The sequence below is a fragment of the Paraburkholderia sp. BL23I1N1 genome (assembly GCF_003610295.1).
Lineage (GTDB): Bacteria > Pseudomonadota > Gammaproteobacteria > Burkholderiales > Burkholderiaceae > Paraburkholderia.
In genome coordinates, this window is the sequence record NZ_RAPV01000001.1 from 6,170,250 (window position 1) to 6,184,480 (window position 14,231).

Annotated in this window: 12 protein-coding genes; 1 reads left to right on the forward strand and 11 read right to left on the reverse strand. The window is 60.6% G+C overall.

Annotation, left to right across the window (positions count from 1 at the left end):
- Positions 1–6 precede the first annotated feature (6 nt).
- Positions 7–1,113, forward strand: a complete 1,107-nt coding sequence (locus B0G76_RS28860; protein WP_120295497.1) for a TrkA family potassium uptake protein — start codon at positions 7–9, stop codon at positions 1,111–1,113.
- Between the two features lie 96 nt (positions 1,114–1,209).
- On the opposite strand, the gene B0G76_RS28865 is transcribed toward B0G76_RS28860, so the two are convergent.
- The 11 genes from B0G76_RS28865 to B0G76_RS28915 all read right to left on the reverse strand — a co-directional run bounded on the left by B0G76_RS28865 (position 1,210) and on the right by B0G76_RS28915 (position 14,196).
- Positions 1,210–2,424: a monovalent cation:proton antiporter-2 (CPA2) family protein gene (locus tag B0G76_RS28865; protein ID WP_120295498.1), complete on the reverse strand. Its 1,215-nt coding sequence runs from the start codon at positions 2,422–2,424 to the stop codon at positions 1,210–1,212.
- Between the two features lie 79 nt (positions 2,425–2,503).
- Positions 2,504–3,088 (reverse strand): membrane integrity-associated transporter subunit PqiC, encoded by a 585-nt coding sequence (locus tag B0G76_RS28870; RefSeq protein ID WP_120295499.1) that lies wholly within the window; start codon positions 3,086–3,088, stop codon positions 2,504–2,506.
- Positions 3,085–4,713 carry an intermembrane transport protein PqiB gene (locus tag B0G76_RS28875; protein WP_120295500.1) on the reverse strand — a complete coding sequence of 543 codons (1,629 nt, stop codon included), beginning with the start codon at positions 4,711–4,713 and terminating at the stop codon, positions 3,085–3,087. The genes B0G76_RS28870 and B0G76_RS28875 overlap by 4 nt, the downstream gene beginning before the upstream one ends.
- A complete protein-coding gene (locus B0G76_RS28880; protein WP_120295501.1) occupies positions 4,706–5,971 on the reverse strand; it encodes a paraquat-inducible protein A in 1,266 nt (421 codons plus the stop codon). The genes B0G76_RS28875 and B0G76_RS28880 overlap by 8 nt, the downstream gene beginning before the upstream one ends.
- A complete protein-coding gene (locus tag B0G76_RS28885) occupies positions 5,968–7,455 on the reverse strand; it encodes an efflux transporter outer membrane subunit (protein WP_120295502.1) in 1,488 nt (495 codons plus the stop codon). The genes B0G76_RS28880 and B0G76_RS28885 overlap by 4 nt, the downstream gene beginning before the upstream one ends.
- A gap of 1 nt (position 7,456) precedes the next feature.
- Positions 7,457–10,687: an efflux RND transporter permease subunit gene (locus tag B0G76_RS28890; protein ID WP_120295503.1), complete on the reverse strand. Its 3,231-nt coding sequence runs from the start codon at positions 10,685–10,687 to the stop codon at positions 7,457–7,459.
- A gap of 13 nt (positions 10,688–10,700) precedes the next feature.
- On the reverse strand, positions 10,701–11,969 hold the full coding sequence (locus tag B0G76_RS28895; protein WP_120296897.1) for an efflux RND transporter periplasmic adaptor subunit: 1,269 nt from the start codon (positions 11,967–11,969) through the stop codon (positions 10,701–10,703).
- A gap of 59 nt (positions 11,970–12,028) precedes the next feature.
- The gene (locus B0G76_RS28900; protein ID WP_120295504.1) at positions 12,029–12,421 is read right to left on the reverse strand and encodes a hypothetical protein; all 393 of its coding nucleotides are present in this window, start codon (positions 12,419–12,421) and stop codon (positions 12,029–12,031) included.
- Positions 12,422–12,458: 37 nt separating this feature from the next.
- Positions 12,459–12,935 (reverse strand): YMGG-like glycine zipper-containing protein, encoded by a 477-nt coding sequence (locus tag B0G76_RS28905; protein WP_120295505.1) that lies wholly within the window; start codon positions 12,933–12,935, stop codon positions 12,459–12,461.
- A 115-nt stretch (positions 12,936–13,050) separates the two neighbouring features.
- A complete protein-coding gene (locus B0G76_RS28910; RefSeq protein WP_120295506.1) occupies positions 13,051–13,659 on the reverse strand; it encodes a YSC84-related protein in 609 nt (202 codons plus the stop codon).
- Positions 13,660–13,809: 150 nt separating this feature from the next.
- On the reverse strand, positions 13,810–14,196 hold the full coding sequence (locus B0G76_RS28915) for a response regulator transcription factor (RefSeq protein WP_120295507.1): 387 nt from the start codon (positions 14,194–14,196) through the stop codon (positions 13,810–13,812).
- Between the last annotated feature and the right edge of the window lie 35 nt (positions 14,197–14,231).

The following is a 14,231-nucleotide window of genomic DNA, read 5'->3' on the forward strand; positions in this document are numbered from 1 at the left end:
TCATCAATGGATCCCAACGTGGGAACCGAGCGCCAACGACCAGCCCCTCGTTTTCGCCTATCGCTGCGGGCTCGTGCGGCGTGGCAGGTGCCGCGCACCCGGACACTGTTCACACGTCCCAGTGCTTCACCGCAGCGTGTGTTGCTGCAACGCTTCTACTTCGTCGCCGGACTATGCGCGCTCGCGTTCCTCGTGCTGTACTTCGACCGTGACGAACTGCGCGACGCAGAAAACCGAACGCTCGGCATGATCGACGTGGCGTACTTCACGATGGTCACCGTCGCGACCGTTGGCTATGGCGACGTCGTGCCGGTCACGGCACGAGCGCGGATGATCGTTTCATTCTTCATTGTGCCGATTCGCATCGTCATTTGGTTCGTCTTTCTGGGTACTGCGTATCAGTTAGTCATTCAACGTGTCATCGAGGAATTCCGCATGGGACGGCTACAGAAACAATTGCGCGATCACGTTGTCGTCTGCGGCTATGGGCTGACTGGTTCTGTCGCCGTGCGCGAGTTGCTGGAAAGCGGCGTCGATCCAGGGTCAATCGTGGTGATTGATCAGCAGGAGGCGGCACTGGAAGCGGCGACCGCACTCGGGGTCACCGGCCTGCTCGGCGACCCGTCGCGCGAAAGCGTGTTGCAACAGGCCCAGGTACGCGCAGCGAAAGCTGTAATCATCGCCGTTTCGGACGATCCAACCGCGATCCTCCTTACCCTCAGCGTCCGCAGCATCGCTCCGTCGACCAAGGTCGTCGTCCGGATTCAGGAGCACGTTTTTCAACGGCAATTGCGCCAGGCGGGCGCCGACGTCATCGTCTCGTCCACCAAGATCGGAGGGCTGCTACTCGCCGATGGGGTGCAAAGCCGCTACCTCGTTCCATTCATCAACGACTTGCTATCGACCCGTGGCCGCGTGAGCCTGGTCGAAAGGCCCGCTGCACAGCACGAGGTAGGCTGCGCGACCAACGCGGTCGCGAGCGCCATCGTTATCGGACTGGTTCGCGACGGAAACGTCCTTTCGTTCTATCGGGACGCACACTGCACAATCAATCAGGGTGACACGCTTATCGTTATTCAATCGATGCGTACAACGGGAACCGCCCGCGAGTGACCTGGCCGAATCCTGATCGGCAGGACGATGGCCAGCGATTCAATCGATGCAGCCTGAATTGCAGAACATTTACAAAAAGGCTCGCTTTCCCGCCTTCTAACCGTCGTTCCCTGACCTCGGAACGTCGTCCTCTGCGCGGACCGACTCGCCGGAACCGGGCTGTGTCCCGGAGAAACGGCGATTCACGAGCAACAGGACCGGCGTCGTGACCATCGACAATGCAACCACCAACGTCACGATCGACGACAGTCGCTGATCGATTGCGCGCGCAGCGAAGGATGCCGCCAGCACGACGAACGCGAACTCGCCACCTTGCGATAGCAGGATCGCGAAGTAAGCCCTCTGTTTGTCAGGCACGTCGAAACGGCGTGCCAGAAACCACATTGCGGCCGTCTTGGAACCAACGAGCGCCACCACCAGCGCCAGGATTCGTATCGGTTCGCGCGCTAACACGCCAAAATCGATGGACATGCCGACAGCGATAAAGAATAGCCCGAGCAGCAGTCCCTTGAATGGCGCCATGTCGGCTTCTATTTCGTGACGGTATTCGGAATCCGCAAGCAGGACGCCCGCGAGAAAGGCGCCCAGTGACATCGAGAGGTGGACGCTTTGCATCAACAGCGCGACGCCGATCACCCAGAGCAGCGCGAACGCGGTGAAGATCTCAGGCACCCTGGTGCGCGCAATCGCGCGCAGCGCATAGCGCAACAAAAAGCGGCCAACTAGCGCGACTGCAGCAAGCATGACTAGCGCTTTCGTCGTAGCGAGCCACGCTGGCCCCGCAGTAGTACCCATCGTCGCCGGACCGAGTAAAGGCAACAGGGCGATCAACGGGATCGCTGTCATATCCTGAAACAGCAGAATGCCAAAGCCCGCGCGCCCGGCCGGCGTATCCATCAGTTTGCGTTGCTGCAACTCTGCGATCACCATTGCGGTTGACGAAAGCGCAAGCGCAAGGCCTCCCGTCACGCCAATCCGCCAGGGTGAACCGAAGGCGACAAAGATCGTTGTCAGAATCAACGCGCACAACGCCATCTGGATCCCGCCGTAGCCAAATATCGTGCGGCGCATCGCCCACAGTTTGCTTATATGCATTTCAAGTCCGATGACAAACATCATCAGGACGATGCCCAGCTCGGAGAAGTGCAGGATCGCGTCGACGTCGGTGATGAGCCGGAAGACCCAGGGGCCGATCAACACGCCGGCCAGGAGATAGCCCAGTACGGAGCCAAAGCCGAGCCGTACCGACAGCGGCACGACAAACAATGCCGCCGCGAGGAATATGACGGTGTCGATCAGCAGAGCTTCCATGCCGTTCGCCTGGCGAAGAACGTCGCGAGCCCTCGGACCGAAAACGGTCGAGACAGAACGGTGAGACGTGTAGTCTCCATCACGGCTGCGTCCGTTCAATCGCCGCGGCAATATCGCGACTCACGGCGGCCAGAGCGCGGCTGTGCGCTGCCGCGATCGCGTCGTAACCCTGCCCGTTCAACGGCTCACGTGCGAGCGTGCGCCCTGTTAGCTGGGCAGCCTGCTTTGGGGGACGCACGGTCCACAGCGCCTCAACCGTCACTGCTTCTCCGGGCGTCACGTCGAAGCGCAGAATGTCCACGCGAACCTGCCAGGTCGACATGCCCACGGTCTGCGGAAAAACCGATACATTGCCGGTACCCAGCAATTGCGCAAGGTCGCCGGCGAGTGCCCGCGGGATCCCGCTTTTCAGAGGCTCCCCCCAACGTGCGAATTCGTTCAGGGCAACCTCGTTGGGACTGACTCGCGTCACCATCTGCGGACGGTCGATCAACTCCGGCAGCGTCACCGGACCCACGACGATGCTGATCGGGACGGCAGGCCCACTGCGTTCGAGCGCGGTATCCGAGCTCAGGGTGTAAAAGACCGCCTTTGGCGAGCCGGTGCAACCAGCGAACTGTCCAACCGCGAGCGCGGCAATCAGGAACAGGATTGAGCGCATCATTTCTGGTCCTCCGGCTTGCCTCGGATCAGCGCTTCCGGGTGTCGTTCGAGGTAGTCCGCGAGTGTTCTGAACGCAGCAGCGGTGCGAGCAAGCTCACTCATGGCGTCGCCGACGCCTTGCTGCAATCCCGAGTCCGGCTGCAACGCGCTGTTCGCGGAATCGAGAGCCGTACGCGCCGCAGCCAGCGCATCGCGCGCCTGCGGCGCGACTTCCGTGTCGAGCCGCCTGAGCAGCGTGTCCGCGTCGGCGAGCGTCTGCTGCGCGTTCTTTCCGATCGTTTCGAACGGAATCTTGTTCAACTTGGCCACCAGGCTTGTGACCGAGTCCTGCAACGATTGCAGGCCACCAGGGACAGTCGGTATTTCCGGAGGGCTCCTGGTCCAATCCATTTTCGCTTTTGGTGCATTGGGAAAGAATTCGAGCGCGACATACAGCTGCCCGGTGAGCAGGTTGCCCGTTTTCAACTGTGCGCGCAGGCCCCGCTCCACCAGTAGCTCCGCCAGGTCATGAGGATTCACGCCCCCGATTCTGCCCCCTGTGGTGCCGGACCGGTACCGGGACGTGAAGCGCTCCGGATAGAAATTCACTTCGACCGGAATGCTGAACTGTTTGGTGGCCGGGTCAAAGCGGGTATAGATCGCTTTCACCTCACCCACTACGATTCCGCGGAAGTCGACGGGCGCGCCGACCGTCAGCCCGCGCACCGACTCCGTGAAATTCAGTACGTAGGTATCGACGATACGGTCCTGGCGCTTCATCGCGTCCGCACGGTCGTGGAACAAAGCGAATGTAGTCCCGGCAGCGGCCTGGGATTGGGCAGCCTCCTCAGAAGGCGTTTCGAACGCAAGGCCGCCGATCACGATCGACACTAACGACTGGGTATTGACCTTGACACCGGTCGTATCCAGCGAGACGTCAATGCCGCTTGCGTGCCAGAACCGCGTGCCGCTACTGACAAACCTGTCATAGGGTGCATTGACGAATACTCTTAATGTCACACCTTTGCCGTCATCGTCGAGACGGTAGGCAGTGACCTGCCCCACCTGCAGCCGGCGGAAAAAGACCGGAGAGCCAACGTCGAGTGAGCCCATGTCCTCGGCCTTCAACACGAACTCCCGTCCCGGCACGTCGCTTGCAAACACGGGTGGCGTTTCGAGGCCGATATAGTCACGCCGTCTGGTCGTTGCGTTGCCGACGTCCATGCCGATAAACGAACCAGACAACAGCGTGCCGATTCCCGAGACCGTACCCCCGGAAATGCGCGGCCGTACGACCCAGAAACGTGTGTTGTCGACAAGCAGATCTGCCGCGTCCTTGACAATTTCAGCGCTCGCGACAACGCGTGTGTGATCTTTCGACAGCGTTACGCTCCTGACGACCCCGATGTCCACATTCTTGAACTTGATCTTGGTTTTGCCCGCCTCGAGCCCTTCACCCGTCATGAACGTGATCGTAATCGTAGAGCCCTGCTCGAGGACAGCCTTCACGGCGAGCCAGCCACCAATCAGGACGGCCACAAGCGGCACCAGCCAGATCAGTTGTATCCGCCAACGCGGGCGGCCCGCCGCGACCGCTTCCGGAATATTGGGCTCAGGCGAGTCAGATCGATCGGGTGGCCTAGACACGGTCCTTCTCCACCGTGTCCCAGATCAGCCGCGGATCGAACGACATGGCGGCGAACATGGTCAGCACGACGACTGCCCCGAACGCGACCGCGGCCGGCCCAGCGCTGATTGTCGCCAACGCATTGAACTGCACGAGGGCAACCAGCATCGTAATGACATAGATGTCGAGCATCGACCAGCGCCCGACAAATTCCACCAACCGATAGATGCGCGTCCTTTGCTGCGGCTGCCAGCGCGAATGAAACTGTGTCGACGCCACCAGGTATACCAGCGCGAGGATCTTCAGCATCGGCACCACGACACTCGCGATGAATACGATCGCTGCGAGCGGCCAGGAACCCGATGTCCACAGATAAACCACCCCGCTCATGATGGTGTCTTTCTGCGCCCCGAACAGCGAACTCGTGTGCATGACCGGCAGCACGTTGGCCGGAATGTAGAGGATCATCGCAGCGATCAGAAACGCCCACGTGCGAGCGATGCTATCCAGTTTCCGAAAGTGGACGCGCGCTCCGCATCGCGGACATAATGCCTCGTGCGCGTGCGCAGCCGGTTTCGACATCAACCCGCAACTGTGGCAGACCATCAATCCGCAGCCAGCCGCCGTCGAAGCCGGTAAAGCCGTCGGCGAGCCGCTCGACGGCCCGCCTTTTTGCGCGCCACCGACACGGATCCAGATTTCGCGAGAATCGAATGCCGCACTCGCGGCAGACTGCAGGAGCATCAACGCACCGAACGACCACAGTGCAACGCCGGGTACAACGCTCGCTATATGCGCAAGCTTGACAAGTGCGACGAGCAGTCCGAGGATCAGCACCTCTGTCATGCCCCATGGCTGCACGAGGCGCAGCAGGCGGAACGCCATGTCGACCCGGTACGGCACGCGTCCCAATCTCAACGGCATCATCAGATACGCGATGGCGGTCATTTGCAGGGCGGGCGTCAGTATCGTCGTCGCGAACACGAGTGTCGCGAGCGGCCACATACCATCCAGATACAGCACACGCACCGCGCCGAAGAGCGTGGTCTGGACGAGGTTGCCGTTCACCGCCAGGCCGACGATAGGGAACGCGTTGGCAATGCCGAACAGAATCATTGAAGTCAGCGTATAGGCGAGCGTGTGATCGAGGCTGTCTGCATGGCTCCGGTAAAGCTCCGCGCCGCAACGGCAACAACGCAGCACGCCGCTGTGCGGAAGAGGCGACTCGCGCTGGATCAGATCGCATTCGTGACACGCGATAAGGCGTTCGCCGGTCATGGCAGCAGCTCCGCAACGGAATCGTCACGTCGAGGCGCGACACCGCCCTGCCGCATGGATGCCTTGTGTGTCATCTGTTCAGCCGTCACCACCCAGCCGCCGCCCATCGCCTTATAAAGCGCAATGATTGAACCGAACACCGCGCCATTGGTCTGGGTGTAGCTGAGTTGGGCATTGAACAAACTACGTTCCGCGTCCAGTACTTCGATATAGCTCGTATATCCGCCCTCGTAACGCAGCCGCGCGAGCCGTGAGTAGGTGCGCAACGCATCGATCTGACGACTCTGCACGACGAGTTGTTCTCTAGATTTCTGCAGCGCAATCAGCGCATCGTCGACATCCCGAAACGCGCTCTGGATGATCTGCTGATATTCGAACAACGCCTGTTGCTGCTGCGCTTCAGCCTGCCTCACCTGCCCGCCTATGTTGCCGGCCGTGAAGATCGGCACGCTCACGGAACCAGCGTACGACCAGACGCGCGCAGGCCCTGTAAACAGCTTCGAGAACTGTCCACTGACGGAACCGAACAATCCGGTCAGCGAAATCGACGGGAAGTACAGCGCGCGTGCCGCGCCGATCAACGCGTTTGCGGCAACCAGGTTCTGCTCGGCCTGAAGCACATCCGGACGGCGCTCGAGCAGATCCGAAGGCAGCCCGGACGGCACGGCCGGGATCGCCAGATCCGAGAGCTCCCGCCCACGCAGGATGTCTCCCGGGTTATGGCCGAGCAGGAGTGACAGCGCATCTTCCTGCTGCGCTATTTGCGCTTCGATCTGCGGAATCGTGGCAAGCGACGCCTCGTATTCCGACTGGCTCTGCGCGAGCTCCATCTGCGAGACGTCCCCTCCCGAGAAACGCGCCGAGAAAACCTTGACCGAGTCGGCGCGACTCTCGGTGGTCGCTTTCGCAATGGCAAGCTGTGCGTCGAGATCGCGCAAATTGATGTACGCGGAAGCAACGGATGCGACCAGCGACAGAATCGTCGCGCGACGGCCCTCTTCGCTCGCCAGCAAACTCGCGCGCGCAGCTTCGGTCTGGCGACGCACCTTGCCGAACATGTCGATTTCCCAGGAGACCGCAAGCGGTGCCTGAAACTCGTTGAACACAGGGCCAACTCCAGTGGGCAGCGGGGTCGGCCCCGCCTGCGATGCACGTTGACGGGATGCATCGAAACCTGCGTTGAGCTGCGGGAACAGCGCGGAGCGGGTCGTGACGAACTGGCCCAGGAACAGGTCCACGCGCGCGGCCGCAATCTTCACATCCTTATTGTCGGCGAGCGCGGTGGCAATGAGATCGTTCAGCACCGGGTCCCGGAACTGCTCCCACCACGCGGCATTACCGACCTGCGCGCCTTCACCGGAGGCGAATCGGAACGTCGCCGGCGTTTCGACCGACGGCCGCACGTAGTCAGGACCGAGCAGGCAGCCGCCCATGCCGAGGACGAGTGCCGGCGCGATCAACAGGATTGACGCCGCGGTACGCATGTCATTCGCCCTGACGTCTCGCCGACGGCTTGACCGACGGTCCACCCGGACCAGCGGGAGCAGAAGGGGATCCCCCGCCGCCGGGCGTGCCGCCGGTTGGGTCCGGCGTATTCCTGCCGCCCGTCTTTTCGGAGAGCGTCTGGAGCCCGTAGTAGAACATCGGGATGAAGAACACAGCGATGACCGTGGCACCAAGCATCCCGCCGATCACGCCCGTGGCAATCGAGTGCCGGCTGTTCGCTGACGCGCCCGTTGCGAGCGCCAGCGGCATGCAGCCGAGAATGAACGCGAGTGACGTCATCATGATCGGACGCAGGCGTTCGCTGGCGGCGGTCATGGTGGCGTCATGGACCGATGCCCCACCCTCGCGGTTCAACACGGCAAACTCGAAGATCAGGATCGCGTTCTTGGCCGCCAGTGCGACCAGAATCGTCAACCCGATCTGAAAATACACGTCGTTCTGCAAACCACGCAGCAGGATCGCAAGCAACGCGCCGAACAGCGCGAAAGGCACAGCCAGCAACACGCCAATCGGCAGGCTCCACTTCTCGTATTGCGCGGCTAGAATCAGGAACACCATGACGAGGCCGAACACAAACACGAGGCTTGAAGCCGCTCCCCCCTGTTTCGCCTCGTAGGCCTCACCGCTCCAGCCAATGCCGTAGCCGGCCGGCATCAGTCGGGCGACGTCGTCAAGCGCGTCGAGAACCTGTCCCGAGCTGTAGCCAGGGGCGGCGTTCGCCGTGATCTTGACCGCCGGAAAATTGTTGAAGCGCGTCACCAGATCAGGACCCGTGACGTACCGCGATGTGACCACGGCCTTGAGCGGAACCATGCTGCCGGTCCTGCTGCGCACAAAGATCTGATTGAGATCCTCGGGCTTGAGCCGGTATGACGGCTCGGCCTGCAAAATGACCTGCCACAGGCGGCTCGACCGACTGAATTGCGACACATACTGCGAGCCGAACATCAACTGCATTGCGCTGTACACCTCCTCAACCGGGACGCCGAGGGTTTCCGACTTGTCGCGGTCCACGTCGACGAGCAGCTGCTGCGCCGACGCGTTGAACGTCGAGGTGACCCCGGACAGTTCAGGCCGCTGTTTCGCCCTGGCGACGAAGTCCTTCACCACGCCTGCGAGCTGCGCAATCGTCGCGTCGCCCTTGCTCTGAATCCACATCTCCGTGCCGCCTGTCGTTCCGAGTCCGGGAATCGACGGGGGATTCACAGGCAGGATGATCCCCTCCTTCACCTTCGACAGGTTTGCATAAGCGCCGAGCAACACGGCGCGTGCATTCTGACTCTTGATGTTTGCCCACTTGTAGCGCTCGTCGAAGCCCTTGAGGCCGACAAAGAATGTTGCCGCGTTGTTCTTGGTCTGGCTATCCAGCAGGCTGTAACCGTCGACGACCGTGACGCTGCCCACGGCCGGTTGCTTCATGAAATAGTCGGTGACGTGCTGTGACACATTGCCGGTGCGATCGAGGCTGGCCGCATCCGGCATGATGACCGCGCCGAGCAGGTAGCCCTGGTCTTCTGGAGGCAGGAATGATGTCGGAATCGATCTCATCATCACGACCGACAGCGCGATCATGCCCGCGAAGAGCAGCAGGGCTAGGACGAGGCGCCTGATGACGAGGGCAACCACGCGCGAATAACCGTCGGTCAGCCGTGCGAATGCATTGTCAAACCACCTGAAGAAGCCGCGTTTTTCGTGGTGTCCGGGCTTCAGCAACAACGCCGCCAACGCAGGCGACAGCGTGAGCGCGACGATGCCTGATATGACAACCGAAATCGCGATCGTGATCGCGAACTGCTTGTACATCTGCCCGGTAATGCCGCCTATGAACGCAACCGGCACGAATACAGCGACCAACACCAGGGTGGTTGCGACGAGCGCGCCCGAGACTTCATCCATCGCCCGTTTGGCGGCGGCATTCGGATTCAGCTTGTGGACGTTCATGTTGCGCTCCACGTTCTCGATTACGATAATCGCGTCGTCTACGACGATACCAATGGCGAGCACCATGCCGAACAGGGTCAGCATGTTGATCGAAAAGCCCATGGCCTGCATGCCCATAAACGTACCGACTATCGACACCGGTACAGCAAGCACAGGTATCAACGTGGCGCGCAGGCTCTGCAGGAATACGAATACAACGATCACGACCAGCACCACCGCCTCGAAGAACGTATGGACTACATCCGTGATCGACGCCCGCGTGAACTCGGTCGTGTCCATCGCGATGCTGTAGTCCATGCCCTCTGGAAACGACTGCTTCATCTGGGCAAGCGTCGCGCGCACCTGCTTCGACACGTCGAGTGCGTTGGCGCCTGGCTGCTGATAGACAGCAATGACCGTTGCGGGCTTGCCCTGGTACCTGCTCCGGATCGAATAGTCCTTTTGCCCGAGTTCGGCACGGCCGATATCCTTGAGGCGCACGATCGCCGCCCCCCCATTGGCGGCACGGATAATGATGTTCTCGAATTCTGCCGGCTCCGTGAGCCGGCCGGTGGTCGTCACAGCGAATGACTGTTCGACCGGGACGCCCGTCGGCGACTGCCCGAGGCGTCCAGCCGCAAACTGCTGGTTCTGGCTGCTAACTGCCTTCTGCACGTCTGCGGCGGTGATGCCCAGTTGCGCCATCCGGTCCGGCCTCAACCAGATGCGCATCGCGTAGTCCGGGTTGCCGAAGATGCTCGACTGATTGGCACCCGGAATGCGCTTTAGCGCATCCAGCACATAGATGTTCGCGTAGTTGGCAATGTAGGTTGCGTCGTAGCGGTTGCTCGGCGAATAGATCGCGATCACCATCATGAACGCCGACGACTTCTTCTGTACCTGAATGCCTTGCGATTGCACTGACGAAGGCAGTTGCGGCAGCGCCAGATTCACGCGGTTCTGCACATCGACCTGCGCCAGTTCCGGGTTGGTGCCGATCTGGAAATAGGCGTTGATCGTCAGGTTGCCCGTAGAAGAACTCGACGAGTTCATGTAGATCATGTTGTCGGCGCCATTCACCTGCTGCTCGATGGGCGCCGCAACATTGTTGGCGACCACATCCGCGTTCGCACCTGGATAATTGGCCGAGATGGTGATCTGTGGCGGCGTAATGTCCGGGTACTGCGCGATCGGCAGCGCGAACATCGTCAACGCGCCCCCGAGCGTGATGACAATCGAAATGACTGCCGCGAAAATCGGCCGGTCAATGCAGTGGTGGGAGATGTTCATTTTCCCGGCCCGCTCATCTGGTCACCGTGCTATTCGATTGTCCGCGCGCGAGCTTCTGCTCCTCTGCGGCTGGTGCATCGGTGGCTGCGTGCGGCGCATCATCTGCCGCCCCGGCTGGCTTTGTGACGATCTTCAGCTGCGCGCCAGCCGCGACACGAAGTGCGCCGTCAACCACGATTCGCTCTCCCGGCTGGAGTCCATCCGTGATGAACCAGTCGTTTCCGTGCCACTCGCCCACCTCCACCACGCGCTGATGGGCTTTCGATTCGTTGTCGACGACCCAGACGAAGTGGCTTTTATCGCCCTGCAGGACTGCGTGTTGCGGCACGACGATCGCATTCGGACGCACCGCGCCGGACACCCGGGCACGTACGAACTGGCCCGGACGCAGCGTGCCTTTCGGGTTGTCGAATACGGCCCGCACAAGAAACGTTCCGGTTTCCGTGCTAAAGGCCGGATTAGTGAAGTTGATACGACCGCGGGCGGGAAACTCCGAGCCGTCCGCAAGAATAAGCGCGACTTCGAAGTCGTTATCAGGTGGGAACTGCAGTTGGCCTTTGGCGATCTGGTCCCGGTAGCGCAACATCTCGTTTTCTGAAATGCTGAAATTGACCCACATAGGATCGAGTTGATAGACAGTTGTCAGCAGGCCCGTCGCGGCGGCCGTGACATAGCTGCCCTCCTGCTGTCTTGCGTAGCTCGACAGCCCTGTCAGTGGCGACTTGATTGTCGTGTAGCTGAGGTTCAGTTGCGCGGTCTGAACCTGTCCTTGCGCCGAGATAACCGCGGCCTCCGCCTGCCGTTCGCTACCCGTGGCATCGTCAAGGTCCTTCTTGCTTACCGCATTCTGGGCTGCAAGTGGCACGACACGGGCGAGATTGGCTTTCGCAACGACGAGTCGCGCCTGCTGCTGTGCCAGTTCACCCTTTGCCGTCTGCAACACAGCCTCGAACGGCTTGCGGTCCATCAGAAAGAGCGTCTGGCCGGCATGCACCAGTTGACCTTCCGTATAGGCCCGTTTGTCGAGAAAGCCGTCAACGCGTGCGCGGATTTCGACCTCCCGTGAACTTTGGGTTTGTGCAGTGAACTCGAAATCGACAGGCGTATTGTGCGGAGTGATCGTCATCACCGTCACTTCAGCAGCGCTGGGCGCGGGGACAGCCGCGGGTTTGCTGCACCCGGCAAGCAACGCGACGGCGAAGCTCGCGAGAATCGGCGCCAGCGGTCCCCACGAGTGCCCCGAATACGTCCCCCGGACGCTGATTCGTGATACATCCGGCATCGGCCGTCTGCCATCGCGCGGTTCTGGAAGTGCGGGATTCATAAGCTCACCCGTCGCAACTACATTGGAGTACAGGCGCCGAACAGCACGAAAACCTCATCGCGGTTCACCAGCGTCGCCGACATTGAGCCATCTTCCTTATCGAGCGCTATCGTCCATGCGAATCCCAGTTCCGTACCCTGGAGCAGAATCTGATTCTCGAGTTTGTCCATGAACTGGATAGGCGTCGCGCGGCGAGCGCCCACGATGACCTTCTTCGCAAAATCCACACGAAGAAATTGCGGCGCGCCGATGTCCGCCGGCAGCGATCGCTCGCAGAGCATTCCGCTATCACAGTCGTGCGCTTCGACGGTCGCACAGATGAGCGGCTTGCTGCCGTCGAAATCCGCTGCGAGCGATCCAAAGGAGGCCAGGCTGAACGATGCCAGAAGCGCAACACATCGAATCTTCATGACTGCTTCTCCGCGTCCCGGCCACCCTTGCCCCCGCCTATTGCACGGTGTAGCCGCGGCCGGACATGCATGCCGAGAAGGCACGGTTATAGGTCGCCAACTGCTGCGAGGTGTCCTGTTGCATACCCTGTTGCTGCTGTGCACTCGCCTGGGCCCTGCGACGCTGTTGCATTCCGCCGCCCACAGTGCCCGTCACCGCGCCGATCGCCGCACCCGTTCCCGCATTTCCTGCAATGGCCCCGACTGCCGCGCCCAGTGCAGCGCCGCCGGCAGCACCCCTGAGCCGCTCACCTTGAGGCTGCGGGGCACCGGGTTGATTCGCCGCTCTTTGAGCGAGCGCCACTGGGTCTACGCCTGTTGTCTGCTTCGCCCATACCTGGCATTCACCGGTATCGGTGTTCTGCTTTTGCTGGCTTTGACCGTTCGCCGGATAGGTGATCGGCTGCTGCGCCACTGCTGAAAACGCCACCGACAGGAATGCCAGGCCAGCCTGAATGTGCATCAATGGTTTCATGATTCGGTGTCCAAACTGCTTTTCCGATGCTCGTCCGACTAATCGAACATGCTTTCCCAGGCTCATCGTGAGCCCTTCCACAGACAGCTTTCAGAAATGCTCGCTATGGCCGGATTCAGCGACTTAGCCTCGTAATCTTCGAACCCTGCAAACCCAGGCCAGCCATCAAGCCCTTCTGATCAAAGATGAACGCATAGATATCGGCCTGCATCGTCGCTGTCGTCAGGGACTTGGCTTTGCCCGCATCCACCACCACGATACTCGGACCGACACCGACCTCGAATCCCGGACTCGTTTTGAGATTCTGCAGCGCCGAATCGCTCATGAAGAACATGGCGTACGAAAACTTCTGTACGCCCGCCTGGAGGCCATATGAAACGGCCGAATGAGCGTAGTATCCGGTCACCTTGCCGTTCTCGATCAGTTCCCCTTCGCCGTGATGTGCACCGACAAGGAAGCCTGCTTTCACGATGTCCGGGAAGACAAGGATGCCCTTCGCCCGCTGTCCGATCTCTTGCGCTTTCTGATTGTCGGAATACAAACTCCGCAATGCAGCGTTCGCTTCCTCATCCAATCCGGGGTCCATAGCCATCGGAGTGGCAGAAGCCTCGGCGGAGGACGATTGAGCGGGCGATGCTTGACCGGAAGACGATTGCCCAGTCGAACAGGCCGCGAGGACAGCGCAGCATGAAACCATTCCTAGCACACAAACGAATCTGATCATGATGGGCACTCCCTTTGACATACCGGTTGTTGAGCAAGCCCGCGTGGTGGCCGTTCCGAGAAAACTGCCTGATGACGTCAATACTGGTACTGACGAAGACCAAAGACAATGGGACTTTGGTCCAATAGGGTTGAGTTGACTCGCCCTACGCTACGTTTGCGGATTGCTGTCCAGAGCCGCACGCACCGTCTTAACGAACAGTTCGTCGTTAAACGGCTTGCGCAAATAGGCGACAGCGCCCGCCGCGAGTGCCTGTTCGCGCACCGCAATGTCGTCATGTGCCGTGATAAAAATGATGGGCAAGCCTCGGCCGGCGAGACGCCGCTGGACCTCCAGTCCATTCAGACCAGGCATCTGCACATCAAGAATCACACAGTCTGGACGGTACGACGGCATGGACAACAACATGTCCAGAAATTCGTCGCCACTCGCGAAGGTGTCAGAACCGATCCCGATGGACCGCAATAAGCGCTTGATAGCCCGGCTCACCGACCCGTCATCATCGACGACAGCAACCAATGGTTTGGTTTTTCCCATTGCAAATAGTCCGGTGTCTGGGAACACGTTATCAA

Excerpts from the sequence above, each read along its gene's own strand:
- B0G76_RS28860 (WP_120295497.1), top strand. The coding sequence starts at position 7 with ATGGATCCCAACGTGGGAACCGAGCGCCAACGACCAGCCCCTCGTTTT.
- B0G76_RS28865 (WP_120295498.1), bottom strand. The coding sequence starts at position 2,424 with ATGGAAGCTCTGCTGATCGACACCGTCATATTCCTCGCGGCGGCATTG.
- B0G76_RS28870 (WP_120295499.1), bottom strand. The coding sequence starts at position 3,088 with ATGATGCGCTCAATCCTGTTCCTGATTGCCGCGCTCGCGGTTGGACAG.
- B0G76_RS28880 (WP_120295501.1), bottom strand. The coding sequence starts at position 5,971 with ATGACCGGCGAACGCCTTATCGCGTGTCACGAATGCGATCTGATCCAG.
- B0G76_RS28885 (WP_120295502.1), bottom strand. The coding sequence starts at position 7,455 with ATGCGTACCGCGGCGTCAATCCTGTTGATCGCGCCGGCACTCGTCCTC.
- B0G76_RS28890 (WP_120295503.1), bottom strand. The coding sequence starts at position 10,687 with ATGAACATCTCCCACCACTGCATTGACCGGCCGATTTTCGCGGCAGTC.
- B0G76_RS28895 (WP_120296897.1), bottom strand. The coding sequence starts at position 11,969 with ATGCCGGATGTATCACGAATCAGCGTCCGGGGGACGTATTCGGGGCAC.
- B0G76_RS28900 (WP_120295504.1), bottom strand. The coding sequence starts at position 12,421 with ATGAAGATTCGATGTGTTGCGCTTCTGGCATCGTTCAGCCTGGCCTCC.
- B0G76_RS28905 (WP_120295505.1), bottom strand. The coding sequence starts at position 12,935 with ATGAAACCATTGATGCACATTCAGGCTGGCCTGGCATTCCTGTCGGTG.
- B0G76_RS28910 (WP_120295506.1), bottom strand. The coding sequence starts at position 13,659 with ATGATCAGATTCGTTTGTGTGCTAGGAATGGTTTCATGCTGCGCTGTC.
- B0G76_RS28915 (WP_120295507.1), bottom strand. The coding sequence starts at position 14,196 with ATGGGAAAAACCAAACCATTGGTTGCTGTCGTCGATGATGACGGGTCG.